The 23,616-nt window shown below is 73.1% G+C and carries 25 protein-coding genes and 1 pseudogene; 10 read left to right on the plus strand and 16 right to left on the minus strand.

Going from position 1 to position 23,616, the window contains the following annotated elements; genetic code table 11:
* Position 1 precedes the first annotated feature (1 nt).
* Positions 2–688 carry a hypothetical protein gene (locus tag Q9R28_RS05185; RefSeq protein WP_311205611.1) on the minus strand — a complete coding sequence of 229 codons (687 nt, stop codon included), beginning with the start codon at positions 686–688 and terminating at the stop codon, positions 2–4.
* A 116-nt stretch (positions 689–804) separates the two neighbouring features.
* On the opposite strand from Q9R28_RS05185, the gene Q9R28_RS05190 reads away from it, so the two are divergent.
* Positions 805–1,080, plus strand: a complete 276-nt coding sequence (locus tag Q9R28_RS05190) for a hypothetical protein (protein WP_209684843.1) — start codon at positions 805–807, stop codon at positions 1,078–1,080.
* Positions 1,081–1,128: 48 nt separating this feature from the next.
* Here the strand turns inward: Q9R28_RS05190 and Q9R28_RS05195 are convergent, their stop codons facing one another.
* From Q9R28_RS05195 to Q9R28_RS05230, 8 genes are all read right to left on the minus strand, one after another.
* Positions 1,129–1,656 (minus strand): GNAT family protein, encoded by a 528-nt coding sequence (locus Q9R28_RS05195; RefSeq protein ID WP_311205612.1) that lies wholly within the window; start codon positions 1,654–1,656, stop codon positions 1,129–1,131.
* Positions 1,657–1,898: 242 nt separating this feature from the next.
* Complete coding sequence (locus Q9R28_RS05200; protein WP_311205613.1) at positions 1,899–3,002, minus strand: glycine betaine ABC transporter substrate-binding protein; 1,104 nt, start codon at positions 3,000–3,002, stop codon at positions 1,899–1,901.
* Positions 2,999–3,778, minus strand: coding sequence for an ABC transporter permease (locus Q9R28_RS05205; RefSeq protein WP_396137151.1), 780 nt, complete (start codon positions 3,776–3,778; stop codon positions 2,999–3,001). Before Q9R28_RS05205 ends, Q9R28_RS05200 begins: the two co-directional genes overlap by 4 nt.
* The gene (locus Q9R28_RS05210) at positions 3,775–5,052 is read right to left on the minus strand and encodes an ATP-binding cassette domain-containing protein (protein WP_066657297.1); all 1,278 of its coding nucleotides are present in this window, start codon (positions 5,050–5,052) and stop codon (positions 3,775–3,777) included. Before Q9R28_RS05210 ends, Q9R28_RS05205 begins: the two co-directional genes overlap by 4 nt.
* Positions 5,039–5,686 carry an ABC transporter permease gene (locus tag Q9R28_RS05215; RefSeq protein WP_251155594.1) on the minus strand — a complete coding sequence of 216 codons (648 nt, stop codon included), beginning with the start codon at positions 5,684–5,686 and terminating at the stop codon, positions 5,039–5,041. Before Q9R28_RS05215 ends, Q9R28_RS05210 begins: the two co-directional genes overlap by 14 nt.
* Before the next feature lie 298 nt (positions 5,687–5,984).
* Complete coding sequence (locus Q9R28_RS05220) at positions 5,985–6,605, minus strand: hypothetical protein (RefSeq protein WP_311205614.1); 621 nt, start codon at positions 6,603–6,605, stop codon at positions 5,985–5,987.
* Positions 6,606–6,773: 168 nt separating this feature from the next.
* Positions 6,774–7,478, minus strand: a complete 705-nt coding sequence (locus tag Q9R28_RS05225; protein ID WP_311205615.1) for a phosphotransferase — start codon at positions 7,476–7,478, stop codon at positions 6,774–6,776.
* Positions 7,479–7,593: 115 nt separating this feature from the next.
* Positions 7,594–8,259, minus strand: coding sequence for a ScbR family autoregulator-binding transcription factor (locus tag Q9R28_RS05230; protein ID WP_251160689.1), 666 nt, complete (start codon positions 8,257–8,259; stop codon positions 7,594–7,596).
* A 79-nt stretch (positions 8,260–8,338) separates the two neighbouring features.
* Here Q9R28_RS05230 and Q9R28_RS05235 point away from each other — a divergent pair, with 79 nt between their 5' ends.
* Entirely contained in the window at positions 8,339–8,770 is a 432-nt protein-coding gene (locus tag Q9R28_RS05235; protein ID WP_271826586.1) for a hypothetical protein, read from the plus strand.
* A gap of 49 nt (positions 8,771–8,819) precedes the next feature.
* Here Q9R28_RS05235 and Q9R28_RS05240 read toward each other — a convergent pair whose 3' ends face one another.
* Entirely contained in the window at positions 8,820–9,971 is a 1,152-nt protein-coding gene (locus Q9R28_RS05240; protein WP_311205616.1) for a SpoIIE family protein phosphatase, read from the minus strand.
* Entirely contained in the window at positions 9,968–10,744 is a 777-nt protein-coding gene (locus Q9R28_RS05245; protein WP_200884121.1) for a ThuA domain-containing protein, read from the minus strand. Before Q9R28_RS05245 ends, Q9R28_RS05240 begins: the two co-directional genes overlap by 4 nt.
* Positions 10,745–10,842: 98 nt before the next feature.
* Between Q9R28_RS05245 and Q9R28_RS05250 the strand changes: the two genes are divergently transcribed.
* On the plus strand, positions 10,843–11,295 hold the full coding sequence (locus tag Q9R28_RS05250; protein WP_209684836.1) for a DUF3817 domain-containing protein: 453 nt from the start codon (positions 10,843–10,845) through the stop codon (positions 11,293–11,295).
* Positions 11,296–11,487: 192 nt separating this feature from the next.
* Here the strand turns inward: Q9R28_RS05250 and Q9R28_RS05255 are convergent, their stop codons facing one another.
* On the minus strand, positions 11,488–13,698 hold the full coding sequence (locus Q9R28_RS05255; protein ID WP_311205617.1) for an NADP-dependent isocitrate dehydrogenase: 2,211 nt from the start codon (positions 13,696–13,698) through the stop codon (positions 11,488–11,490).
* A 113-nt stretch (positions 13,699–13,811) separates the two neighbouring features.
* A complete protein-coding gene (locus Q9R28_RS05260; protein WP_066657341.1) occupies positions 13,812–14,300 on the minus strand; it encodes a hypothetical protein in 489 nt (162 codons plus the stop codon).
* A 162-nt stretch (positions 14,301–14,462) separates the two neighbouring features.
* Here Q9R28_RS05260 and Q9R28_RS05265 point away from each other — a divergent pair, with 162 nt between their 5' ends.
* The 3 genes from Q9R28_RS05265 to Q9R28_RS05275 all read left to right on the plus strand — a co-directional run bounded on the left by Q9R28_RS05265 (position 14,463) and on the right by Q9R28_RS05275 (position 18,131).
* Positions 14,463–15,557 carry a M23 family metallopeptidase gene (locus Q9R28_RS05265; RefSeq protein WP_209684834.1) on the plus strand — a complete coding sequence of 365 codons (1,095 nt, stop codon included), beginning with the start codon at positions 14,463–14,465 and terminating at the stop codon, positions 15,555–15,557.
* Positions 15,558–15,796: 239 nt separating this feature from the next.
* Positions 15,797–17,113, plus strand: a complete 1,317-nt coding sequence (locus Q9R28_RS05270; protein WP_209684833.1) for a hemolysin family protein — start codon at positions 15,797–15,799, stop codon at positions 17,111–17,113.
* A gap of 112 nt (positions 17,114–17,225) precedes the next feature.
* Positions 17,226–18,131 carry a helix-turn-helix transcriptional regulator gene (locus Q9R28_RS05275; RefSeq protein WP_311205618.1) on the plus strand — a complete coding sequence of 302 codons (906 nt, stop codon included), beginning with the start codon at positions 17,226–17,228 and terminating at the stop codon, positions 18,129–18,131.
* A 39-nt stretch (positions 18,132–18,170) separates the two neighbouring features.
* Here the strand turns inward: Q9R28_RS05275 and Q9R28_RS05280 are convergent, their stop codons facing one another.
* Entirely contained in the window at positions 18,171–18,428 is a 258-nt protein-coding gene (locus Q9R28_RS05280; protein WP_311205619.1) for a hypothetical protein, read from the minus strand.
* A 47-nt stretch (positions 18,429–18,475) separates the two neighbouring features.
* Between Q9R28_RS05280 and Q9R28_RS05285 the strand changes: the two genes are divergently transcribed.
* The 4 genes and pseudogenes from Q9R28_RS05285 (at position 18,476) to uraH (ending at position 20,794) form a co-directional block, all read left to right on the plus strand.
* Positions 18,476–19,114, plus strand: a complete 639-nt coding sequence (locus Q9R28_RS05285) for an SAM-dependent methyltransferase (protein ID WP_209684936.1) — start codon at positions 18,476–18,478, stop codon at positions 19,112–19,114.
* Between the two features lie 264 nt (positions 19,115–19,378).
* Positions 19,379–19,861, plus strand: coding sequence for an FBP domain-containing protein (locus tag Q9R28_RS05290; RefSeq protein WP_209684830.1), 483 nt, complete (start codon positions 19,379–19,381; stop codon positions 19,859–19,861).
* A 135-nt stretch (positions 19,862–19,996) separates the two neighbouring features.
* Positions 19,997–20,455, plus strand: a pseudogene (gene uraD / locus Q9R28_RS05295) (2-oxo-4-hydroxy-4-carboxy-5-ureidoimidazoline decarboxylase); the annotation flags it as partial.
* Positions 20,456–20,794, plus strand: coding sequence for a hydroxyisourate hydrolase (uraH, locus tag Q9R28_RS05300; protein WP_251160700.1), 339 nt, complete (start codon positions 20,456–20,458; stop codon positions 20,792–20,794).
* 216 nt (positions 20,795–21,010) lie between these two features.
* On the opposite strand, the gene Q9R28_RS05305 is transcribed toward uraH, so the two are convergent.
* The gene (locus tag Q9R28_RS05305) at positions 21,011–22,414 is read right to left on the minus strand and encodes a nucleobase:cation symporter-2 family protein (protein ID WP_311205620.1); all 1,404 of its coding nucleotides are present in this window, start codon (positions 22,412–22,414) and stop codon (positions 21,011–21,013) included.
* Positions 22,415–22,611: 197 nt separating this feature from the next.
* Complete coding sequence (locus Q9R28_RS05310; protein WP_251155604.1) at positions 22,612–23,598, minus strand: aldo/keto reductase; 987 nt, start codon at positions 23,596–23,598, stop codon at positions 22,612–22,614.
* Between the last annotated feature and the right edge of the window lie 18 nt (positions 23,599–23,616).

Consider the following 23,616-nt stretch of genomic DNA (forward strand, 5'->3'; position numbering starts at 1 on the left):
GTCAGGGGCGTGCGGTGTCCGCGTCGGCGGGATCCGTACCGTCCTCGGCGGCGTCGCCCTCGTCGGGCTCGTCCGCGTCGGCCGGCGTCGCGACCGGGGCCTCGGCGCCCGCCGGGTGCGCCGCGAGCAGCGCCGCGAAGTCCTGGTCGAGCATCTGCTGCAGACGTTCGTCGCGGCCGATCTCGTAGTCCTCGGTCGGGCGCTGCGCCCACCCGAGGCGTCCGACGACGGTCGTGCCGATGTCGTCCCACGCCCGGGCACGGGCCTGCAGCACGATGCGGTCGACGAAGCCCTGGTCGTCGCGCCGCCGGTCGAGCATGGCGGCGAGCTGCTCGTAGGTGGCCTCGCGCGTGCGGAGCTTCAGGTCGTCGCCGCGCTTGTAGTCGTGCTGGTGCTGCGAGCGCCCCCGCTTGTTGCTCGACGTGGACCGGATCTCCCGCATGCGGGCGGCGTCCCCGCGCTGCTCCTCGGCCATGCGGTGCAGTTCCTCGCGGGTGGCCTCGGCGATGACGGCGTGGTCGAAGTACCCCTGGTCGCGGAGGGCGTTCGTGATGATCCGGTTCGCCACCGCGACGGTGACGGCGGCCCTGGCGATGAGGAAGCCCTCGTCGACGGCCCGCTTCAGCTCCACCTGGCTGACCGGGCGGTCGCGAACGTCGTTCCTGGGGCGTCGTCCGAACAGGGCCATGCTCCGACGATACCGGCGTGCGGCCGTCCGTCCGCAGGAGGTCCGTCCCCGGGAGGACCCGCGGTCACACCACCGGGGGACGCGCCGCGGCAGCAGGACCCCGTAGCGTCGGGGACATGACCACCGTGCAGCACACCCCTCGGACCGGCCTCGGCACCGCGAGCCTCGTGCTCGGGGTCTGCTCGCTGCTCGCCGGGTGGACCTTCTTCGCCCCCGTCGTCGGCCTGTGCCTCGGGATCGCCTCCCGCAGTCGTGAGCCGATGGCCCGTGGCCGAGCGGGGTGGGGCATCCTCCTCAACCTCGTCGCGCTGGCGGTCTGGATCGTGGTCGGCGTGCTGCTCCTGCTCGGCGGCGCGTTCGCCGTGTGGGCGGGCGTGTCCCAGGGCCGCTGACGCAGCGTTCGTCTCGCCGGGGGCCCGGCGGAGCGCCGCCGACGACCGTCAGGTCAGCAGCCCGTACACCGCCACGTCGACCCGTCCGGGCCCGAGCGGCAGCGCGCTGCGCAGCGTCCCCTCGTGCACGAACCCGAGCCGCTCGGCCAGCGCCCGGCTCCGGGCGTTGTCGACGCCGGTGCGGACCTCCACCCGGGCACTCCCCCGCTCGCGCGCGACCTCGAGCAGTGCAGAAGCGGCCCGTCGGACGATGCCGCGCCCCTCGTACCGCTCGTCGATCCAGTAGCCGAGCGACGCCTGGCCCAGGTACGGGTCGAGCGCGAGCGACACCGAGCCGACGATGCTCCCGTCCACCCGGACGACGCACGGCACCGCCCGGTCCATCGCGTACTGCCCGAGCAGCTGCTCCGTGTGCAGGACGAGCGAGTCCCGGGAGACCGGCGCCCAGGCCCACGGTTCCGCGGCCCGGAGGCGTGCGAGGTTGGCCTGCACCAGGTCGTGGACGGCGTCGACGGTGCTCAGGTCGCGCAGCGTGAGCGTGCACCCGTCGCCGAGGTCCCGTCCCGAAGCCGCCACGTGTCCGAGACTATGCACGCGGCGTGCGCGCCGTCCGGAGCCGGCCGCGCGGACACGCGGACACGCGGCCACGCGGCCACGCGGCCACGCGGCCACGCGGCCACGCGCTCGACGCGATGCAGCCCGTCCGGAGCTCGCGAGCAGCGACGCGACCCCGCGGACGACGGGAGGCGCGGTGCCCACCGGCACCGCGCCTCCCGTCCGACAGGTCACCCGGTTCGCCCGGTCGACCGAGTCACCCGTCAGGGCGCCGTGATGAAGCCCTTGTCCACCATCCAGTCGAAGGCGACGTCCGCCGGCTCGCGGCCCTCGACGTCGACCTGGCGGTTCAGCTCCTGCAGCGCCTCGTCGGTGAGCTCCGGCGAGATCTGGTCGTACACGTCACGGAGCTGCGGGTACTCCTCGAGCGTCTCGGAGTCGATCACGGGTGCGACGTTGTACGCCGGGAAGAACCCGCGGTCGTCCTCGAGCACGGTCAGGCCGAGCGACTTGATGCGGCCGTCGGTCGTGAAGACCTCGCCGAAGTTGCACTTGCCCCGGTCGGTCGCGGTGTAGACCGTGCCGGTGTCGAGGATGCTGACGTTCGACGTCGGCACGCCGTTCTCGCCGGACCCGCCGAGCTCCAGGCCGTACTTCTCGAGCATCGGCTTGAAGCCGTCCGCACGCGAGTTGAACTCCGACTCGACGCAGAACGTCCGCTGGTCGACCGGCAGCTTCGTGATGTCCGACAGCGTCTTCACGTCGTCGAGCTCGGACACCGCCTCGTCGCGCACGGCGAACGCGTAGGTGTTGTTCATCGGCGCCGGTTCGAGCCAGGTCAGCCCGTTGCCGGCGTCCTCGTCCTTGACCGCCTGCCACTGCTCGGTCTTGTCGGGGATCCCCTGCTCGTGCGCCATGAACGTGAGCCAGGCGGTGCCCGTGTACTCGTACGTGAAGTCCGCGCCGTGCGAGGTCATCAGCTCGCGCACCGCGACGGACCCCGGCACGTTCGTCTCGTCGGTGACGTCGAACCCCGCCGCCTTGGCGGCGAGGACGGCGATCTTGCCGAGGACGAGCTGCTCCGTGAAGTTCTTCGACGTCACGGTCAGCTCCGCGTCGTCCGGCAGGTCGTCGATCCGCTGGATCGATCCCGGCGCGGCACCCGGCACGAAGGACGCGGCCGGCTGCAGGCCGCAGCCGGTCAGGACGAGGGCACTCGCCCCCGCGACGGCGGCGGCGGCCACCCAGCGGCGACCGGTGGACGGACGGGAGGCGCGGCGGGCGCCCGTCCCGTCGGTGCGGCGGGCGCGACGTGCGCCCTGCTCGCGGGTCGTCTCGTCGGCGTGCGTCGTGTCGTCGGGCGTCATCGGAGTCCCTTCGGTCGTGCGACCGTCTCGACCATGCGGCCGATCCAGTCGATGGTCAGGGCGAGGAGCGCCACCAGGAGCGCCCCGGAGACGAGCACCTTCGGCAGGAACAGGGTCACGCCCGTGGTGATGAGGAGGCCGAGGCCGCCCGCGCCGACGAAGGTCGCCAGGCTCGCGGTGCCGACGAGCAGCACCAGGGCCGTCCGGATGCCGGAGAGCATGACCGGGACCGCCAGCGGCAGTTCGACCTTGAGCAGCACGCTGAGGGCGCTCATGCCCATGCCGCGGCCGGCCTCGACGAGCCGGTCGTCGACGCTCTGCACACCGAGCATGGTGTTCCGGAGCACCGGCAGGATCGCGTAGAGCACGAGGGCGACGACCGCCGACCAGCTGTTCAGGCCGAGCCAGGCCGCGAGCAGCACGATGAGCCCGACCGCGGGGGCCGCCTGTCCGAAGTTCGCGACGGCGATGACCGTGGTGCTCGCCCGCCGGAAGGGCCCGCGGGTGAGCAGGACCCCGAGCGGGATGCCGATCACGAGCACGAGCACGGTGGCCTGGAGCGTCAGGACGAGGTGCTGTCCGGTGAGCTCGAGGATGCCCGACGGGTTGAGGGTCGAACGCTCGGTGGCACTGAGGTCCGCGGTGTTCAGCCAGAGGACCCAGGCGGCCAGGACCACCAGGATCGCGATCGGCTGGACGAGCAGGCCCTTCCAGGGGGTGCGCTGCGCGGTGCCCGGGCCGGCTGCGGCGGGCGCGTCGGTCGCGACGGCGGTCACAGGTCCTCCCCGGACGTCGCGACCGTCGGGGCCACGGGCGAGGACGGCAGGGTCTCGATCGGGTTCGTGTTCGTACCGACCGGCGTGTACGCCTGCTCGTCCGCGGCAGCCGCACGGGACCGGGTGATGGCCTCCATGACGGTCTCGACGGTGATGACGCCGCGGAAGGCGTCACGGCGCCCCGTGACGAGCGCGGCACCGGCGCTCGAGACGAGCATGGTGTCGAGCGCGTCGTTGAGCGTCGCCCCCTCGCCCACGACGGGCAGGGCGGGGTCGATGCCCTCCGGGATGCGGTCGAGGCGTTCGAGCTGCCGCCGGGACGGCCACCCGATCGGGCGCTGACGGCGGTCGACCACGACGGCGTGCCCGTGCCGTCCGGCCTCGTCCATGCGCTGCAGGACGGCCTTCGCCTCCTCGCCCGGCGAGCAGGTCACGGCGTCGACGACGTCGACGTCCCGCACGCGGTTGAGGGTCAGCTGCTTGAGGCCGGCGCCGGAGCCGATGAAGTTCTCCACGAACTCGTTCGCCGGTTCGGCCAGGATCCGCTCCGGGGTGTCGTACTGCACGATGTGCGCACCCTCGGTGAAGATCACGATCCAGTCGCCCAGCTTCACGGCCTCGTCGAAGTCGTGGCTGACGATGACGATCGTCTTGTGCAGTTCCTCCTGGATGCGCAGCAGCTCGTCCTGCAGGCGCTGCCGGGTGATCGGGTCGACGGCGCCGAACGGCTCGTCCATGAGCAGGACGGGCGGGTCCGCGGCGAGCGCCCGGGCGACACCGACGCGCTGCTGCTGGCCGCCGGAGAGCTCGCGGGGGAAGCGGTCGCGGTAGGTGGCCGGGTCGAGCGAGACCAGGTCGAGGAGCTCGTCGACGCGGGCGGCGATCTTCTCCTTCGACCAGCCGAGCATCTTCGGGACGATCCCGATGTTCGCCGCGACGGTCATGTGCGGGAAGAGGCCGCCGGCCTGGATGACGTAGCCCATGCGTCGGCGGAGCTCGTCGGCGTCGATGCCGGTGACGTCCTCGTCCCCGACGACGATGCGGCCCTCGGTGGGTTCGATGAGCCGGTTGATCATCTTCAGCGTGGTGGTCTTGCCGCAGCCGGACGGGCCGACGAGCATGACGATCTTGCCGGCCGGGATCTCGAGCGTGATGCCGTCGACGGCGGGCTTCTGCTGGCCCGGGTACCGCTTGGTGACCTCGTCGAGCAGGATGCTGCGGCCGGTGACGTCGCCCTCGGGGGCGGTGGTGGTGGCGGAGTCAGTGCTGGACACGGATACCTCTCGGGGTGGTCAGGCGGCCGAGGCCGATGAGGAGCAGGTCGAGGACGAAGGCGAGCAGGACGACCCCGACCACCCCGACGACGACGGAGTTCAGGGCGTTGGCGCCGCCGAGGCGGGACAGGCCGGAGAAGATGAAGCCACCGAGGCCGGGGCCGAGCGCGTAGGCGGCGATCGCGGCGATGCCCATCACCATCTGCGCGGACACCCGCACGCCGCTCAGGATGATCGGCCACGCCATCGGCAGTTCGACCTGCAGCAGGGTGCGCATCCGGCTCATGCCGATCCCCCGCGCCGACTCGACGACCGTCGGCGGGATCTCGGCGAGGCCGACCACCGCGTTCCGCAGGATCGGCAGCGTGGCGAAGAACACGACCGTGACGACGGACGGCACGACGCCGAACCCGAGCGGCACGATGAGCAGACCGATCACGGCGAACGACGGCAGGGTCAGCCCGACGGCGGACACCCCGTTCGCGATCGAGGTCAGCTGCGGACTGCGGTAGACGAGTGCTGCGAGCACCACGGCGATGAGCGTGGCGAGCACGGTGCACTGGACGACCAGTGAGAAGTGCTGCCACGACGAGAACCAGATCTGGTCCCATCGCTCCACGACGTACTGGAACACGGTTGGGCGCCCCTCCCTGGTCGGCCGAACGCCCCACCGGACGGGGCACGAACTCGACCGACCGTACGCAGGGGTCGGGGTACTTGACCAACGGCAAACGTCCGATCCGTGCAGTTCCTGCAATTTCGCGCAGGAAGAAACCCCAGTTCAGCGGGCGAGGGAGCGGTGTCACCTGGGAGAACGGTAACGATGTCGAGCAGCGGTCGGCTACTGCGGGGTCCTGCCCGCAGCGGGGACGACCCGCCGCACGGGGCACGACGGGTCGTCCGGTGGGACCCGGGACGGTCCGGCTCCCCGATCAGCCCGGCAGGGGGACGCGTCGGGCGGCGACCCGCTCGGCCTCGTGCACGGCGACCCGCTCCGCGGTGAGGAGCAGCGACGCGACCTCGGCAGCGCTCCGCCCGGGTCGGTCGTTCCAGGTGGTGAGGTCGCGGACCCGGGCCATCCGGACGTCCGGCGCCGGGCACCAGGTCACCGGTCGCCCCTCGTCGGCGGCCAGGGCGTGCCACACCAGGTCGAGGGCCCGCTGCACCGGCTGCGAGTGCACGACCTGCGGGCCACCCGCCGCCGAGACGACGGCCCCCACCAGGCAGGCGGCGACGAGCGGTCGGCCCTGGGCGGCGAGCGCCGCAGCACTCGACGCCTTGCGCAGGCGTCCGTGCTCGTCGAGGTAGGCGAACCAGGAGTGTTGGATCCACCCCTGCTCGACGACGCCCCGTGCGCCGGTGAGCAGCCGTTGCAGGTCGTCGAGCTCGTGCAGGTGGGCCACCAGCCGTCGGTCGCGGGCTGCCGCGCGCCGGACGGCCAGGCGGTCGAGCAGACCGCGGAGACCGGTGCGACGGACGGCGTCGGGTCGGGCGGACGGGGCGGGAGAGGCGTCGGTGTCGACGTCGTGCGGGACGCGGAACTCGAGGGTCATCAGGCCCCTCCGATCTCCAGTGCACGGACAGGTGAGGGAACGGTAACCCCTGCGGGCTCAGCCGTCCAGCACCGCGTCGATCGCCCGGGCCGCGACCGTCCGGAAGGCGTCGTCGTCCGTCACGGCGAGCGCCGACGCGATCGACACGGCCCACCCGCGCGCCCGGGTTCAGGTGGCGGGGTCCGCGTCGACGAGCGACGCGAACGTCCGCCCGCCGGCGTCGTCGAGCGTCAACCACCGGGTGGCGAGGTCGACCGCCGGGTCGCCCGCGGTCAGGTCACCGAAGTCGACCACGGCCGACAGGCGTCGGTCACCGAGCGGCGTCGGCTCGACGAGCAGGTTGAACGGGTGCAGGTCACCGTGCACCCAGACGGGAGGCCCGACGTGCGTCGGCGCACCGGCAGCGGTCCGCCAGAGCGTGGCCAGCTCCACGGCGCGGGGCACGTCGTCCGTCGCCAGTCGCGTCGTCACGGCCTCGCTCCGCGTCGCGAGGGGGACGGCGCGGACCGGGTTCGCGGGGGCGTCCGCCGGTGCCGGCACGTGCAGGCGGGTCACGACGGCGGCGAGGTCCTGTGCCACCCGGACGCCCTGGGCCTGCTCACCCGCCGGTCGCCCGGGCTCCGGGACGGGTGCGGCGTCCCCCACCAGCGCAGCGATCGTCGGCAGCCACCGCTGCTCGTGCTCGACGAGGGTGGCGGCCGCGGCGCGGCGGGGCAGCCGCACGGCCAGGGCGTCACCGGCACGGACCACGACGTTGTCCCACCCGCTCGCCACGACCCGCAGGGGCAGGTCGGCGAGGTCCGGGTGCTGGTCACGGAGCAGTGCGACGACCAGCTCGACGTCGACGTGGAACTCGGCCGCCGGGGTGCCCATCGGGCCAGGGTACGACGTCGTCGTCATCCCCGCGAAGTGGGGCTGCTGCGGAAACGTACTCCTTGGTATCCTCCAAGAGAAGCGACGTGGGTGTCCCTGGGGGGACCCGCGTCGCTCAGACCTCCCCGGGGCACTCCGGCCGGATGATCGCCACGAGTCGAGGCACCTCGGCCCGGGTCCGTTCGGTCGCCATCGCCGACAGCAGCATCGTCCAGAGCTCCTGCAGCCGGTCGTACAGGTCCGCCCGGTCGTGCAGCATGTCCGACACCATCTGCACACCGGCGACGGCGGGGCTCACGACGTGCCCGACGAGCTCCGGGTCCCACGACGGGTCGACCTCGCCGACCTCGATCGCCCGACGGATGATGTCGGCCGTGTGGTCCACCCAGCGGCCGAACGGGTGCTCGCGCGGGATCTCCCGGGCGTTCGGGTCCGCGGCGAGCCGGAGCCCGGCACGGACCACGACCTCCCGCGTCATCTGCGTCGCCACGCCCTGCGACATCCACATCAGGGACTCCAGCGGCGATGCCGAACGCGTGGCGGCGACCTCCGCGTAGTGCCGGGAGATCTCGTCCTGCCGAGCGATCACCGCGCTGGCGATGTCGGCCTTCGACCGGAAGTGGAAGTACAGCGCCCCCTTGGTCATGCCGGCACGCTCGGCGACGCCGTCCATCGACGCCCCGAGGTAGCCGCGCTCGTCGAACTCGGCCGCCGCGGCCTCGATGAGGGCCGCGCGCGTCGCCACCGCCCGCTCCTGCCTGATCCGGCCGTCCTGCGCCATGTGCTCGATGGTAACCAGCCGGCCCTGCCCGGAGGAGGCCCTCAGGGGACCCCCCGAGCGCTGCCGTACCGTGACCGGCATGGACGGATGGCGGGACCCGCGGCGCTGGGTACGGGTGGGACGGTGGCTGCTGCTGCCGATCGCCGTGCTCGACTGGGTGGCCCTCACCCCGCAACCGGTCGTCGTCATCGCCTTCCTGCTCGCCGTGGCCGGCATGGCCGGCATGGCGGCAGCCCTCGTCGTGCGGATGCTGCACCGGTCCCGTGGCGCGATGGCGGGCCTCGGCGTGGTGCTGCTCCTCGGGGGACTCGTGGTCCTCGGGCTCGACCCCTTCCCCGGCACGGTGCCGTTCCTCGACCCGTGGTGGCCGGACGCGATCACGCAGCCGCAGGTCGTCGGCAGCGCCTACTGGAAGACCGCCGGCCTCGGGGTCGAGCTCGCCGGCTTCGCGCTCCTGGCCACGCTGCTCGTCGCGGCAGCCACCGGACGACCGGCGCCCCGCGGCCGCTGACGCCGCAGCACGTCCACCCGGAGGGGCACCCGCCCCCGGCTCCGCGCGGTCAGGTGCGGGCGAGCACCACGACGGCGACGTCCGCGCCGTCGCCACCGACGGGGACGAGCGACCGGACGTGCGCGACGAGGTCCTCGGGGTGGGCCACCGCCAGCGCTCCGAGCCCCTGCACGTCCCCGACGCCGTCGAGCGCCAGCGCGCCGTCGGTCGCCAGCACCACGCGGTCCCCCGGCCCGAGGTCCAGCGCGCCGACCGTGCGCGGCACGGTGTCCGGCTGCAGGCCGATCGGCAGGTCCGACGACCGCAGCGCGGCCACCGTCCCGTCGGCCCGCACGAGCAGCGCCGGACCGTGCCCGGCGTCGACCCACTCGGTGTGACCCGTCGTCGGGTCGAGGCGCACGTGCAGGAGCGACCCGACGGCACCGCCGGCCGACAGGTCGGGGGCGAGCTGCGCCTCCAGGCCGGCGAGCGCGTCGTGCAGCGGCAGGTCCGTGCGGGCGACGACGGCGGCACGGACCGACGCCGCGAGGAGCGCCGAGGCCCGACCGCCCGCGGTGACCGTGCCGATCGTGGCCTGGACGGACCCGTCCGCGGCGGTGCGCCAGTCGACCAGGTCGCCCCCGTCCTCGTCCGGCTCGAGGAACCCGTCGACCGCGGCTCCCCCGGTCGTGACCGGGTCGGGCACGAGCCCGGTGAGGACACGTCGTACCCGGCCCCGCTCGATCGAGTGGCCGAGCTCGCGCTCCGCCCACCGGGCGAGGTCCCCGAGGAGCGCGAGGTCCTCGTCGGAGAACACCCGCGGCTGCGCGTCCATCACACACAGCGTCCCGACCCGCGTGCCGTCGGACATCGTCAGCGGTGCGCCGGCGTAGAACCGGACCCCGTACTCGGTCACGGCGGGCGTGTCGGCGAAGCGGAGGTCGAGGAGCGTGTCCGGGACGACCATCGGCTCGGGGGTGAGCACCGTCGTCGCGCAGAACTGCCCGGTCGCCGGCACGCTCGTGCCCTGCTGGAACCCGAACGTCGACTGCGTGGTGACGAGGTCGTGGTGGACGAGGTTGAGGAAGGTCAGCGGGACGCCGAACGCCTCGTGCGTCATGCGGGTGATGCGGTCGAAGCGCTCCTCGGGCCCTGATCCGAGTACCTCGAGCGCCTCGATCACCGCAGTGCGGCGGGCCGCACCGTCGAGATGGTTGGTCACCCCTCCTGTGTACCCGCACCACCGGCGAGGAACCAGTCCCGCGGGTGGGGGTCAGCCGTCAGCTCGCGTCGCTCGGACACCGGGGCCGCCCAGGCCGCCGCGTTCGCGAGCACCCGCTGGATGTCCGGGTGGTGGTAGACGGGGTACTCCTGGTCGCCCGGCGAGAAGTAGAAGACCCGGCCGAGCCCCCGGCGGTAGGCGACACCGGAGCGGAAGACCTCGCCGCCGGCGAAGGTCGACAGGAAGACCTCCTCGTCGGGGCGCGGGATGTCGAAGTACTCGCCGTACATCTCCTGGCGGTCGATGACGATCGGGTGCGGGACGCCGGCGGCGATCGGGTGCTCGGGTGCGATCGTCCAGACGAGCTCGCGCTCTCCGTCGTTCCGCCACTTCAGCGAGCACGTCGTGCCCATCAGCCGGGTGAACGGCTTCGAGTAGTGCCCCGAGTGCAGGACGACCAGGCCCATCCCGGCGTGCACGGCCTCGACCACGCGGGTGACGACCTCGTCCGACACGTCCTGGTGCGCGACGTGTCCCCACCAGAACAGCACGTCCGTCTCCGCCAGGCGCTCGGCGGTCAGACCGTGCTCGGGCTCCTGCAGCGTGGCGGTGCCCACCGATGCCTCGGGGTGGTGCTCCCGGAGCGCGGCGGCGATCACGGTGTGCATGCCGTCCGGGTAGTGCCCGAGCACGGTCGCGTCACCGCGGCTCTCGTGCACGTTCTCGTTCCAGACGACGATGTTCAGGGGACGGCTCTCGGTCGGCGCTGACATGCCCCCGACGCTACCCGCTCCCCTGGTCGAATCGATACGACCGGCGGTGTGTCGGGGGTGTCGGGGGTTCTCCCGGACGGGTGCGCGACCATGTCGGCATGACCCCTCGCTCCCTGTTCCGTGCCGCCGCGGTGGCCGAACTCGTGACCTGGACACTGCTGATCGCCGGGATGGTGCTGAAGTACGGGCTGGACGCCGGCGACCTGGGCGTGCGCATCGGCGGGAGCATCCACGGGTTCGTGTTCCTGGCGTACCTCGTGGTGACGACGGTCGTCGCGGTGAACCAGCGCTGGTCGGTCGGGGCGCTCGTGCTCGGGTGGGCGAGCGCCGTCGTGCCGTACGCGACCGTGCCGTTCGAGGTCGCGGTCGCCCGGCGCGGCATGCTCGAGGGCCCCTGGCGACGGACCGCCGACGAGCGGTCCGGGGTCTGGGACCGCCTGCTCTTCTTCGTGGTGCGTCGGCCCGGGGTGTCGGTGGCGATCGGGGTCGTGGCGGTCGCGCTGGTGTTCTCGGCGCTGCTGGTCGTCGGTCCCCCGGTCCCCAAGGGCTGACGCGGCGCCGCCCTCGGCCGACCCGGTCGCACGACTTGCCGCCCGCGATCGTCCTGGTCGCACGACTTGCCGCTCACATCCGGCGGCGACGGCATGTCCTGCGACCAAGACAGGGTCTGAGCGCGACCGCGTGACGGACGGGAGGCGCGGTGCCAGCTGGCACCGCGCCTCCCGTCCGTCGTCGGTGCGCGCCTAGAGCGCGGCCAGCGCCTCGTTGAGGGTGGCCGAAGGACGCATCACGGCGTTCGTCTTCGCCGCGTCCGGGCGGTAGTAGCCGCCGATGTCGGCCGGCTTGCCCTGGACCGCCACCAGCTCGTCGACGATCGTCTGCTCGTGCTCGTCGAGCTGCGCCGCCAGGCCCTGGAACGCCGCTGCGAGCTCGGTGTCCTCGGTCTGCCGGGCGAGCTCGTCGGCCCAGTACTTCGCCAGGTAGAAGTGGCTGCCGCGGTTGTCGATCGATCTGAGCTTGCGGCCGGGCGACTTGTCCTCGTCGAGGAACGTCCCCGTGGCACGGTCGAGCGTGTCCGCCAGCACCTTCGCCCGTGCGTTGCCCGTCACACCCGCGAGGTGCTCGAGCGACACCGCGAGCGCGAGGAACTCACCCAGGGAGTCCCAGCGCAGGTAGTCCTGCTCGACCAGCTGCTGCACGTGCTTCGGGGCCGACCCGCCGGCACCGGTCTCGAACAGCCCGCCGCCGCCCAGGAGCGGGACGACGGAGAGCATCTTCGCCGAGGTGCCGAGCTCCATGATCGGGAACAGGTCGGTGAGGTAGTCGCGGAGCACGTTGCCCGTGACCGAGATGGTGTCCTCGCCGCGACGGATGCGCTCGAGCGAGAAGCGCATGGCGTCCTCGGGTGCCATGACCTCGATCTGCAGGCCGTCGGTGTCGTGCTCGCCGAGGTACTGCCGGACCAGCCCGATCAGGTTCGCGTCGTGCGCACGCGTCTCGTCCAGCCAGAACACGGCGGGCGAACCGGTGGCACGGGCGCGCGTGACGGCGAGCTTCACCCAGTCGCGGATCGCCACGTCCTTCGTCTGGCAGGCACGCCAGATGTCGCCCTGCTCGACCTCGTGCTCGATGACCGTCTCACCGGAGCTCGTGACGACGCGGACCTTCCCGTCGCCGGGGAGCTCGAAGGTCTTGTCGTGCGAGCCGTACTCCTCGGCCTTCTGCGCCATGAGCCCGACGTTCGGCACGGAGCCCATGGTCGACGGGTCGAAGGCGCCGTTCGCGCGGCAGTCCTCGATGACGGCCTGGTAGATGCCGGCGTAGCTCGAGTCGGGGATGACCGCGAGGGTGTCGTGCTCCTCGCCGTCCGGGCCCCACATGTGGCCGGAGGTGCGGATCATCGCGGGCATCGAGGCGTCGACGATGACGTCGCTCGGCACGTGCAGGTTGGTGATGCCCTTGTCCGAGTCGACCATCGCGAGCTCGGGGCCTGCGTCGATCCCGTCGGCGAACGCCTGCGTGATCTCCGCGCCGTTCGGCACGCTGTCGAGCCCGGCGAGGATCGAGCCGAGGCCGTCGTTCGGGTTCAGGCCGGCGGCGGCGAGGTCGGCCCCGTAGCGCTCGAACACGGTCGGGAAGAACGCCCGGATGACGTGGCCGAAGATGATCGGGTCGGAGACCTTCATCATCGTGGCCTTGAGGTGCACCGAGAACAGGACGCCCTGGTCCTGCGCGGCACGGATCTGGTCCTGCAGGAACGCCTCGAGCGCGCGGACGTGCAGGACGGTGCCGTCGACGACCTCGCCCGCGAGGACGGGGATCGACTGCTTGAGCACGGTGGTGTCGCCGTCGGCGGCCACGAACTCGATCGTCAGGGTGTCGTCGGCGGGGGCGATCCACGACTGCTCGTTCGAGCGGAAGTCGTCCTTGCCCATCGTCACGACGTTGGTCCGCGACTCGTGGCTCCAGGCGCCCATGCGGTGCGGGTGCTTGCGGGCGTAGTTCTTCACCGACAGCGGCGCGCGGCGGTCGGAGTTGCCCTCGCGCAGGACCGGGTTGACGGCGCTGCCCTTGACGCGGTCGTAGCGGGCCCGGACGTCGCGCTCCTCGGCGGTGGTGGGCTCGTCGGGGTAGGCGGGCAGGTCGTAGCCCTGCGCCTGGAGCTCCTTGACCGCCGCCTTGAGCTGCGGGATCGACGCCGAGATGTTCGGCAGCTTGATGATGTTCGCCTCGGGCGTCCCCGCGAGCTCGCCGAGCTCCGCCAGGGCGTCGTCCAGGCGCTGCTCGTCGGTGAGCCGCTCCGGGAACTGGGCGATGATCCGACCGGAGAGCGAGATGTCGCGGGTCTCGACGTCGACCCCCGCGGTGCGCGCGAACGCCTCGACGACCGGCAGGAACGAGTGGGTGGCGAGGAACGGTGCCTCGTCCGTGAGCGTGTAGATGATCTTGGCCATGCTGGCGGGTACTCCCTTGTTCGACCGTGCCGGACCTCGGTCCGTCCACGGTACTCGCGGCGCGGTTTCTCTCGACGTCAAGATACCCGGTCGGGCACTGCCGTGGGGTCGGGTCAGATCGTGATCCGGAACACCCGCACCCCGGCGGCCCGCAGTCCGGCGGTGCCGAGGCGGGTCCGCATGCTCCGGAAGGGGCGCTTGAAGCCCGAGCGGGCCGAGGCCACGCCGATCTGGTGGAGCACCTCGGACGTCAGCGTCCGCTCGACCTTCGGGGCGAGCCGGGTCACCCCCGAGACCGTGATGACGATGCGCACGGCGTTCGGTGCGAGCAGCGGCGCGATGAGTTCCGCGGCCTCCTGTGCCCGGTGGAACGCGGGGTCGTCGCCCGGTCGGCGGATCGCGATCACCGCGAGGTCGGCATCGGCGTGCTCGTGGGGATCGGGGAGGTCGTCCACCCCGACGACCCGCATCCTGGCGGCGTCGACGCCCGCACGGACGGCCGACGCCCGGAGGACGGGGAGCAGTTCCTGGGTGCCGGCGAGCACGACCTCGGCGGTCGCGAGGTCGATGGGTTCGTGGCGTTCCCGCGGCGTTCGGGCCATGGCGCAGGTCCTTCCGGTCGCTGGTCTCGGACACTACCGACGCAACGTCCAGCGGGCACGCAACCGCGGTGACACGTCAGCGGACTGCCAGCCGTTCGGTAACGGGAAGATCACGATCACCCCTGTACAAAGCGACAGACTCGTGCAGAATGGTCTGCGGCCATGACGACGACACACGACACCGACCAGCAGCAGCCGGAGACCCCGGTCGTGCACCTGTCCCGTCGCGCTGCCCTCGAGGCCGAGCGCGCAGCGGCTGGCAAGGCAGCGCGTCGCACCCGCGCTCCCCGCCCGTCCCGCTCGGACGCGGCCCCGGCGGTCGCGACCGTCTCCCCCGCACCGGCGCCCGGACGCACGCCCGAGTCGTCGGCCGCTCCGGCTCCGGCTCCGGCTCCGGCTCCGCACACCGTCCCGGTCGCTGCGCGGTCGGGACGTCGCACCACCGAGGCCCGGGCCACCACCGAGCACGTCGACGCGCGGATCACCCGGGTCGTCCGTCGACGGAGTGCCGCGCTGCCGGTCGCCGCGACGCCCGCGGCACGTGCAACGCGCCCGTCCCGCTCGCACCGCGCGAGCCGCATCACGCTGACCAGCGCCGCTGCCGCACTCGCGATGTTCGCCGCGTCCGCGATGCCCGCCCACGCCAGCGCCGGCACCTCGTCAGCGACGTCCACGCTCGCGCCGCAGGTCCGCACCCAGGACTACGCGGTCACCCAGGCGGTCACGGCGGCCGCCCTCGACCGCGACGACTTCACGGTCGGCGGCGGGCAGCAGGTCGTCGTCGCCGGTGACGGCGGCGCCGAGGGCGCGGTGTCGTACGGTGGCGAGGTCCGCTCGCCGTTCCCCGGCCCGGTGCGCATGAGCTCCGGGTTCGGGTACCGCTCCGCTCCGTGCGCCGCGTGCTCCTCGCTCCACCAGGGCCTCGACTTCAACCCGGGCATGGGCGCCCCGATCGGCGCCGTCGCCGCCGGCACCGTCCGTGTCTCGGGCACGTACTTCTCGTACGGCACGACGGTGATCATCGACCACGTGATCGAGGGCCGCCGGGTCTCGACCCTGTACGGGCACATGATCCCCGGGTCGTCGCCGCTGCGGGCCGGCGACACCGTCGAGGCCGGCCAGTTCATCGGCAGCGTCGGCTCCTCCGGCGTCTCGACGGGCGCACACCTCCACCTCGAGGTCCTGATGGACGGTGTCACGCCGATCGACCCCGAGGCCTGGCTCGAGGCCCGCATCGGCCGCTCGCTCACGATCTGACCCGAGCACGACCCGGCCCGGGCACGATCCGACCCCGGCTCGATCCGACCCGGGCTCGATCCGACCTGGGCGACCCAGCGGATCGTCGGGACCGCTGACGTCCCGGTCCGTGCACCCCGGACCCACAGCACTCGTGCAGCACCGGCGCGGCGGCGTCCCAGCATGGCTGTACAGGATCTCAGCATGGACGATCACCACAGACCGCCCGCCCGTCGCCGACCCACGGTGGTGTCCCGCTGATGGACGCCGACACCTGGATCGCCTTCGGGCTCGTCATCCTCTTCGTGCTCGTCGGCGGTGTCTTCGCCGCGGCGGAGATCGCCCTCGTCTCGCTCCGCGAGTCACAGCTGCAGCAGCTCGAGCGACGTGGCTCCCGCGGAGCCCGGGTCGCCGCGCTCGGGCGTGACCCGAACCGCTTCCTGTCCGCCGTGCAGATCGGCGTGACCGTCGCCGGGTTCTTCTCGGCCGCGTACGGTGCGTCGTCGATCGCGCCGGACGTCGCGCCGCTGCTGTCCGGCCTCGGACTCGACCAGGGGGCGGCCGAGGCCGTCGCCCTCGTCCTGATGACCCTGGTCATCGCCTACCTGTCGCTCGTGTTCGGCGAGCTCGTGCCGAAGCGCCTCGCCCTGCAGCGCGCCGAGGGCTTCTCGATGGCCGTCGCGCCGACGCTCGACCGGTTCGCGACCGCGATGCGCCCGGTGATCTGGGTGCTGTCGAAGACCACGAACGGCGTGGTCCGGCTGCTCGGTGGCGACCCGGACGCCCGCAGCGAGTCGATGAGCACGGAGGAGCTCCGCGGTCTGGTCGAGGACCACGACGCCATCGACGCGCAGGGCCGCCGCATCGCCCGCAGCGCCCTCGACGCCGGCGACCGGATCCTCCGCGAGTCGATGCGCCCCTGGTACGACGTCTCGACCATCGACGCCTCGCTCAGCATCGCCGACGCGACCGACCACGCCATCGAGGTCGGCCACACCCGGTACCTGGTCACCGAGGGCTCGCGGGACGACGTCGCGGGCTTCGTGCACCTCCGCGACCTGCTCCGCCCGACCGACCCGACGGCACCCGTCTCGACGCTCGTGCGCCCCGTGCTCGCGCTGCCGGAGACGAAGTCGCTGTCGAGTGCCATCGCGGACATGCGCACCGAGGGACACCAGATCGCGCTCGTGGTGGACGAGTACGGCGGCAGTGCGGGCATGGTCACGCTCGAGGCGCTGCTCGAGGACCTCGTCGGCCGCATCAGGGACGAGTACGACCCGCCGGCCGCCGAGTCCGACGGGATCGACGGTGCGACCGTGCTCGAGGACCTCGCGGCCGACGGCGGTCCGCTGCTGCCGGACGGCGACTACGAGACCGTCGGCGGGCTCGTGCAGGTGCACCTCGACCGCGTACCCGAGGTCGGTGACGTGGTCGAGACCGGCGAGCACCGCCTCGAGGTCACCGAGATGGACGGGCACCGGGTGGCGCGTGTGCGGGTCACTCCCCGAGCGGCGGACGCCGCCACGGCGGCGCCGGCGGCCACCGAGCCGGTGCACGCGGTCCCGCCCGTCTCCTAGCCGGGCCACCGCCGGACGGGAGGCGCGGTGCCGACCCGCACCGCGCCTCCCGTCCGTCACGGGTACCGCCGGTGCCTGTCGTCGCGACGGTACCGCCACGTACGCTCGTGCCATGGGTATCGACGTGCGCAACGAGATCCGTGACTTCCTGTCCTCGCGGCGGGCGCGGCTCACCCCCGACGAGGTCGGCATGCCGTCGTTCGGGGGCGGCGTCCGCCGGGTGCCCGGTCTGCGTCGGCACGAGGTCGCGATGCTCGCCGGGGTGAGCGTCGACTACTACACGCGGCTCGAGCGCGGCTCGCTCAAGGGCGTCTCGGACAGCGTGCTCGAGGGACTCGCGGGCGCGCTGCAGCTCGACGAGGACGAACGGACGCACCTGTTCGACCTCGCCCGTCTGGCCAACGCCGGCGTCAGGGTGATGCACCGGAACGTACCGACGCGTGTCCGGCCGGGCGTGCAGCGCCTGCTCGACGCGATCACCGGCGCGCCCGCGTGGGTGCGGAACGAGCGCGGCGACGTCGTCGCGACGAACGAGCTCGGCCGGGCCCTGTACGCGCCGATGTTCGCGGGCCCCGGGCGCCCCGTGAACACCGCACGGTTCACGTTCCTCGACCCGGCCGCTCGCGAGTTCTTCCCCGACTGGGCGGCCACCGCGCGCGAGGCCGTCGCCGTCCTCCGCGCCGCGGCCGTCGCGAACCCCTGCGAGCCCGGTCTCGTGACGCTCGTCGGCGAGCTCTCCACACGGAGCGAGGAGTTCCGCGGCTGGTGGGCTGCCCACGACGTCCGGGTGCACCGACGGGGCGGCAAGCGCATCGCGCACCCCGTCGTCGGGGAGCTGCAGCTGGACTTCGAGGCGCTCGAGCTCGTCGCCGACCCGGGTCTGACGATGTTCACCTACTCGGCGGAGCCGGGCAGCGAGTCCGAGCGGTCGCTCGCGCTGCTCGGGACCTGGGCCGCGACGGAGCGGTCCGAGCGGCTCGCCGCCGTGCGTGCGGGCGAGGCCGAGCTGGACGACTGACGGGCCGACCGGACGACCGCCGTGGTCAGCGGTCGGTCGTCACGGAGCGGACGGTCCTGCGGGTCCCTCGGGGCGAGGGGCGCCGTCGGTGCCGTCGGTGCCGTCGTCGCTCCCGAGCGTGTCGACGAGCGAGTCCACGCGGAGCCGGTCGATGCGCAGTTCCTTCTCGGTCGCGGTCAACCGCAGCACGCGGATCGCGGCGAACACGAGCACGATGAGTGCGACGACGAGCACGAGCAACAGCAGCACGACCGCCAGGTAGACGATGCTGACGACGGCGAATCCCCCGGAGACCATGCGACGACGCTAGCAGGGAGCGTTCGTAGGGTGGGGCCGTGACGAGGATGCCGGTGGACGAGGACACAGCGGCGCTCCTGCGACGACACCGCCGCCCGGAGCCGACGTTCGTCCGTGCGGTCGCGGGGTCCCTGGCCGATGCCCGCACCGTGCGCGAGGAACGGCCTGGTCCGGTCTCGTACGTGCCCGCGGACCGGCGGGTCGTCTCCGACGGGGACGCCGACGCGGTGCTGCTCACCTTCCCGAGCGTGGACACCGTCGCCGGGCTCGCACGGCCCGAGGACGGCCGGGTCGTCGTCCTCGCGCGCGACCCGGACCGGCTCCGCACCGGTTGGCTCGCCGAGTACGCGTCCGCGGTGGTCGCCGCCGAGGCGGACACGCTGCCGACGGTCGACCGGCTGGCGACGCTCGTCGGACCGTCCGTCGAGGTCGTGCGCCTCCCGGTGCCGTTCACCTGCGTGGACGGCTTCGGCGAGGGCTACTACGCGCGACCCGAACGGCTCCTCGACGCCGAGGTCCGCGCCGCCGACCCGGCGTGGAGCCTGGTCGACGACCTCACCGCTCGCCGATCGGTCGCCGCCCTGCGGAGCGCGCTCGCGTCGGGCGAGTGGGACAGCCGGTACGGGGCACTCCGCCGGCGGCCCGCGCTCGACGGGTCGGTCGTCCTGCTGCGGCCCGCTCCGTGACTCCCTGACCGGGTCGACGACGACTCCCCGACCGGAGCGACGACGACTCCCCGACCGGGTCGACGACGCGACACGCCCGGCTTGACACGCCGTCGTAGGCTGGGACCGTGAGTCAGCAGGAGGTGGTCGGCGCGCAGAGCGCCGGCATCAGGGCGTGACGCCCCCGGCTGTGCCGTCCGGCACGGCCGGGTCCGTCGAACCCTGACCACACCTCCGCCCGTGCGGCGCGCACCCGCGCCCGGGCCCGTCGAGAGCGACCACACCGTGCTGCCCATCAGCGAGAAGACCATCCGTTCGTCCTTCGTCAACGCCTCCCGCAAGGAGGTCACCGACCTGACCCTGCCGACCGACCTCGAGACGCTGGACTGGGAGTCGCTCGACTTCCTCGGCTGGCGCGACCCGAAGACCGCGCGCCGCGCCTACGCCGTCGTCCCGACGCTCGAGGGCGACCTCGTCGGCATCCTGTTCCGGCAGGCCGAGGCGTCGCCGCGTGCACGGGCGCAGTGCTCGTGGTGCCAGGACGTCAAGCTGCCCAACGACGTCGTCTTCTACGCCGCCAAGCGCTCGGGGAAGGCCGGTCGGAACGGCAACACCGTCGGTACCCTCGTCTGCCAGGACTTCCAGTGCTCCCGCAACGTCCGACGCCCGGTGCCCCCGGCGTACGAGGGCTACGACGTCGAGGCCGCCCGGGTCCGCCGGATCGAGGACCTGCAGCTCCGGATCGCGTCCTTCGCCGCCGACCTCTGAGCCCGCCGAAGCCGCGGGACGCAATCTTGGCGGATGCTCGCAGCGCTGTACCGCTGCGAGCCTCCGCCGACGTTGCGTGCCGCGGAGGAGCCCCGGGAAACGCCGGCGTAACGCGCGGTCCCTAGGGTGTGGCGGGTGGACCTCCGCGACTTCGACTCCGCCCCCGCCGACGACGCCCGACGGACCGCCCTGCACTGGGCAGCGGTGCCGGCGTGGGCCGACGCCCTGGTGGCCGCTCGACCGTTCCGCACCGTGCCGGCCCTGGTCGCAGCGGCCACCGAGGCGGCGGCGCAGTGGACCGCGGCGGACCTCGACACCGCCCTCGCCGAGCACCCCCGCATCGGCGAGCGCACCACCGAGGCGTCGTCGGCCCGCGAGCAGGGCGCGATGGCGACGGCGGCGGACGACGTCGCAACGGCCATCGCCCGCGGGAACGCCGCGTACGAGGACCGGTTCGGCCGGGTGTTCCTCGTGCGTGCCGCCGGGCGGACGCCGGAGGAACTCCTCGCCGAGCTCGAGCGGCGCCTCGCGGGGGAGCCGGACGCCGAGGTGACCGAGGCCACCGCTGCCCTGGCCGACATCGCCGTGCACCGGATCCGAGCGACCTTCGGCGTCCCGCACCTGACCACGCACGTGCTCGACGCCCGCACCGGCACCCCGGCCGTCGGTGTCGCGCTGACACTGCGCACCCCCGAGGGCGAGGTCCTGGCCACGGGGGAGACGGACGCGGACGGGCGCGCGGGGCTCGGGCCGGACGTGCTGCCCCGTGGGGACCTGGAGCTGCGGTTCGACACCGGCGCCCACCACCGCGCCGCCGGGGTCCCGACGTTCCACCCGTACGTCGTCGTCGCGTTCACGGTGACCGGGACCGACCACCTGCACGTGCCGCTGCTGCTCAGCCCCTTCGCCCACAGCACCTACCGCGGCAGCTGACCAGGCGGTCGCCCGGCGCCCGGCGCCCGGCGCCCGGCGCCCGGCGCCCGGCGCCCGGCGCCCGGCGCCGAGTCTCGCCCGAGCGGACACGTTCGTGGTCCCACGACCGCGAACGTGTCCGCGGAGCCGAGTCTCGCGGGAGCCGCGGCGGCGCGGCGGCGCGGCGGCGCGGCGGCGGCGCGGCCCGGCGCGGCCCCGCGCAGCGCGCGCCGCGCGTCAGGACCGGCCGTCGCCGACCGTCGCGACCGGCGCCGTCGAGCGCACCGCGTCGTACGACCCCACGGCGGGGTCGGCGCCGTAGCGCTCCCGCAGCCTGCTCGACCCGAGCAGCAGGTTGAGCAGGATCGCGGCGATCGCCCCGGCCGAGATGCCCGAGTCGAACACGAGCGTGAACCACGTCGGGAACGCCCCGTAGATCTCCGGCGCGACGGTCGGCAGCAGCGCGATCGCGAGCGGCAGCGCCACGACGAGCACGTTCCGGTTGTCGAACCGCACCTCGGAGAGCGTCCGGATGCCGCTCGCCGCGACCATGCCGAACAGGGCGACCCCGGCACCGCCGAGCACCGCGTGCGGCACCGCCTCGACGACCGCTGCGACCTTCGGCACGAGTCCGAGCACGACGAGCATGCCGCCGGCGGCCGTCGCCACGTACCGCGAGCGCACCCCGGTCAGGGCCACCAGCCCGACGTTCTGCGCGAACGCCGTGTACGGGAACGTGTCGAAGACCCCGCCGAGCACGGTACCGAGGCCGTCGGCCCGCAGTCCGTCGGCCAGCGTGCGGCGCGACACCGGACGGTCGACGACCTCGCCGACGGCCACCATGTCGCCCGTGGTCTCGGTCATGATGACGAGCCCGACGACGAGCATCGACACGATCGACGCGAGGTCGAACGTCGGCAGCCCGAAGTGGAACGGCGTGACGACGGCGAACCAGGCGGCGTCGCCGATCCCCGACCCGTCGACCATGCCGGGGACGAACAGCGCCGCGACGGTGCCGAGGACGAGCCCGAACAGCACCGAGACCCGCGCGAGCCCGCGCGGCGCGAAGCGCTCGACGAGCACGACGGCCAGCAGCACGCCTGCCGCGAAGGCCACGTCGAGCGGATCGGCAGCGCCGTCCTCCCCACCGTCGGTGATCCACCCGGCGGCGACGCTCGTGAGCGAGACGCCGATGATCAGGATCACGGTGCCGGTGACGATCGGCGGGAACAGCCGCACGAGCTGCGAGAACCACGGCGCCACGAGCACCATGAACACCCCGCAGGCGATCGTCGCCCCGTAGACCGCGGTGATGCCGTGCGCACTGCCGATCGCGATCATCGGACCGACTGCGGCGAAGGTCACGCCCTGCACGAGCGGCAGGCGGACCCCGAAGCGCCAGAAGCCGACGGACTGCACGATCGTCGCCAGCCCGGCGACGAACAGGTCGGCGCTGATCAGGAAGGCCAGGTCGGCCCGGTCGAACCCGAGCGCCCCACCGACGATGAGCGGGACGGCGACCGCCCCGGCGTACATCGCCAGGACGTGCTGCAGGCCCAGCGGCAGGAGCCGACCGAGCGGCGGGACCGTGTCCACCCCGTCCGGTCCGGTGGTCGTGCGTGGTGGTGTCGTGCTGGTCATGGTGCCCCCGTCGCGGTGCCGGTCACGTGTCACCTCGACGCTAGGGAGCCCCTGTTTCCGCCCCGTGACGAGCTCGGGTCGCGCGCGTCACGCACCGCGGCCCCGGAACGCGCGTTCCGGAGTGACCGCCGACACCGAGACGGACGGGAGGCGCGGTGTCGGCCGACACCGCGCCTCCCGTCCGTCTCCTGGTCGCGTCAGCGACCGATGGACGACATGTCGGGGTACCGGTCCCCGGTCGGTACGGGCAGCGCCGACAGGCGCGCGAGCTGGTCGGCGGAGAGCGTCACGTCGGCGGCGCCCACGTTCTCCTCGAGCCGTGAGACCCGCTTGGTGCCGGGGATCGGCACGACGTCGTCGCCCTGCGCGAGCAGCCAGGCGAGCGCCACCTGACCGGGCTTCGCGCCGACCTCGTCGGCGATCGCCGTGACGGCGTCGACGATCCGCATGTTCTCGGTGAACGCCTGCTCTGCGAAGCGGGGGTTCTGGCGGCGGAAGTCGTCCTCGTCCAGGTCGGACGGCTTCGTGATCGCGCCGGTCAGGAAGCCGCGGCCGAGGGGCGAGTACGGCACCAGGCCGATGCCGAGCTCGCGGAGGGTGTCGAGCACGTCGCCCTCCGGGTCGCGCGTCCACAGCGAGTACTCGCTCTGGAGCGCGGTGATCGGGTGCACGGCGTGCGCCCTGCGGATCGTGGCGGCGCTCGCCTCGGAGAGCCCGATGTGGCGGATCTTGCCCTCCTGCACGAAGCCGGCGAGCTGTCCGACCACGTCCTCGATCGGGACGGCCGGGTCGACGCGGTGCTGGTAGTAGAGGTCGATGTGGTCGGTGCCGAGGCGGCGGAGCGAGCCCTCGAGCGCCTCGCGGACGGACTCGGGTGCGCTGGAGATGCCGCGCTGCTGCGTGGGGGTCTGCTCGCCGGCCTCGTGCCGGTAGAGGCCGAACTTGGTGGCGATCACGACCTGGTCGCGGCGGTCGCCGAGGGCACGACGGAGGAGCTCCTCGTTCGTGTACGGGCCGTAGGCCTCGGCGGTGTCGAAGAGCGTGACGCCGAGGTCGATCGCGCGGTGGATCGTGCGGATCGACTCGTCGTCGTCGGTGCCGGCGCCCGTGTAGAAGGCGCTCATGCCCATGGTGCCGAGGCCGACGGAGCCGACCTCGAGGTCTGCGAGCTTGCGTGTCTGCATGGGTGCAGGTCTACTCCT

The sequence above is a fragment of the Curtobacterium sp. BRD11 genome, assembly GCF_031844345.1.
Lineage (GTDB): Bacteria > Actinomycetota > Actinomycetes > Actinomycetales > Microbacteriaceae > Curtobacterium.

Bases quoted from the DNA above. Each gene is read 5' to 3' on its own strand.
- Q9R28_RS05285 (WP_209684936.1), top strand. From the start codon at position 18,476: ATGCCGGTGGACGAGGACACAGCGGCGCTCCTGCGACGACACCGCCGC.
- Q9R28_RS05275 (WP_311205618.1), top strand. From the start codon at position 17,226: ATGGGTATCGACGTGCGCAACGAGATCCGTGACTTCCTGTCCTCGCGG.
- Q9R28_RS05185 (WP_311205611.1), bottom strand. From the start codon at position 688: ATGGCCCTGTTCGGACGACGCCCCAGGAACGACGTTCGCGACCGCCCG.
- Q9R28_RS05250 (WP_209684836.1), top strand. From the start codon at position 10,843: ATGACCCCTCGCTCCCTGTTCCGTGCCGCCGCGGTGGCCGAACTCGTG.
- Q9R28_RS05270 (WP_209684833.1), top strand. From the start codon at position 15,797: ATGGACGCCGACACCTGGATCGCCTTCGGGCTCGTCATCCTCTTCGTG.
- Q9R28_RS05190 (WP_209684843.1), top strand. From the start codon at position 805: ATGACCACCGTGCAGCACACCCCTCGGACCGGCCTCGGCACCGCGAGC.
- Q9R28_RS05235 (WP_271826586.1), top strand. From the start codon at position 8,339: ATGGACGGATGGCGGGACCCGCGGCGCTGGGTACGGGTGGGACGGTGG.
- Q9R28_RS05260 (WP_066657341.1), bottom strand. From the start codon at position 14,300: ATGGCCCGAACGCCGCGGGAACGCCACGAACCCATCGACCTCGCGACC.
- Q9R28_RS05220 (WP_311205614.1), bottom strand. From the start codon at position 6,605: ATGACCCTCGAGTTCCGCGTCCCGCACGACGTCGACACCGACGCCTCT.
- Q9R28_RS05245 (WP_200884121.1), bottom strand. From the start codon at position 10,744: ATGTCAGCGCCGACCGAGAGCCGTCCCCTGAACATCGTCGTCTGGAAC.
- Q9R28_RS05225 (WP_311205615.1), bottom strand. From the start codon at position 7,478: ATGGGCACCCCGGCGGCCGAGTTCCACGTCGACGTCGAGCTGGTCGTC.
- Q9R28_RS05265 (WP_209684834.1), top strand. From the start codon at position 14,463: ATGACGACGACACACGACACCGACCAGCAGCAGCCGGAGACCCCGGTC.
- Q9R28_RS05230 (WP_251160689.1), bottom strand. From the start codon at position 8,259: ATGGCGCAGGACGGCCGGATCAGGCAGGAGCGGGCGGTGGCGACGCGC.
- Q9R28_RS05255 (WP_311205617.1), bottom strand. From the start codon at position 13,698: ATGGCCAAGATCATCTACACGCTCACGGACGAGGCACCGTTCCTCGCC.
- Q9R28_RS05305 (WP_311205620.1), bottom strand. From the start codon at position 22,414: ATGACCAGCACGACACCACCACGCACGACCACCGGACCGGACGGGGTG.
- Q9R28_RS05200 (WP_311205613.1), bottom strand. From the start codon at position 3,002: ATGACGCCCGACGACACGACGCACGCCGACGAGACGACCCGCGAGCAG.
- Q9R28_RS05310 (WP_251155604.1), bottom strand. From the start codon at position 23,598: ATGCAGACACGCAAGCTCGCAGACCTCGAGGTCGGCTCCGTCGGCCTC.
- Q9R28_RS05280 (WP_311205619.1), bottom strand. From the start codon at position 18,428: ATGGTCTCCGGGGGATTCGCCGTCGTCAGCATCGTCTACCTGGCGGTC.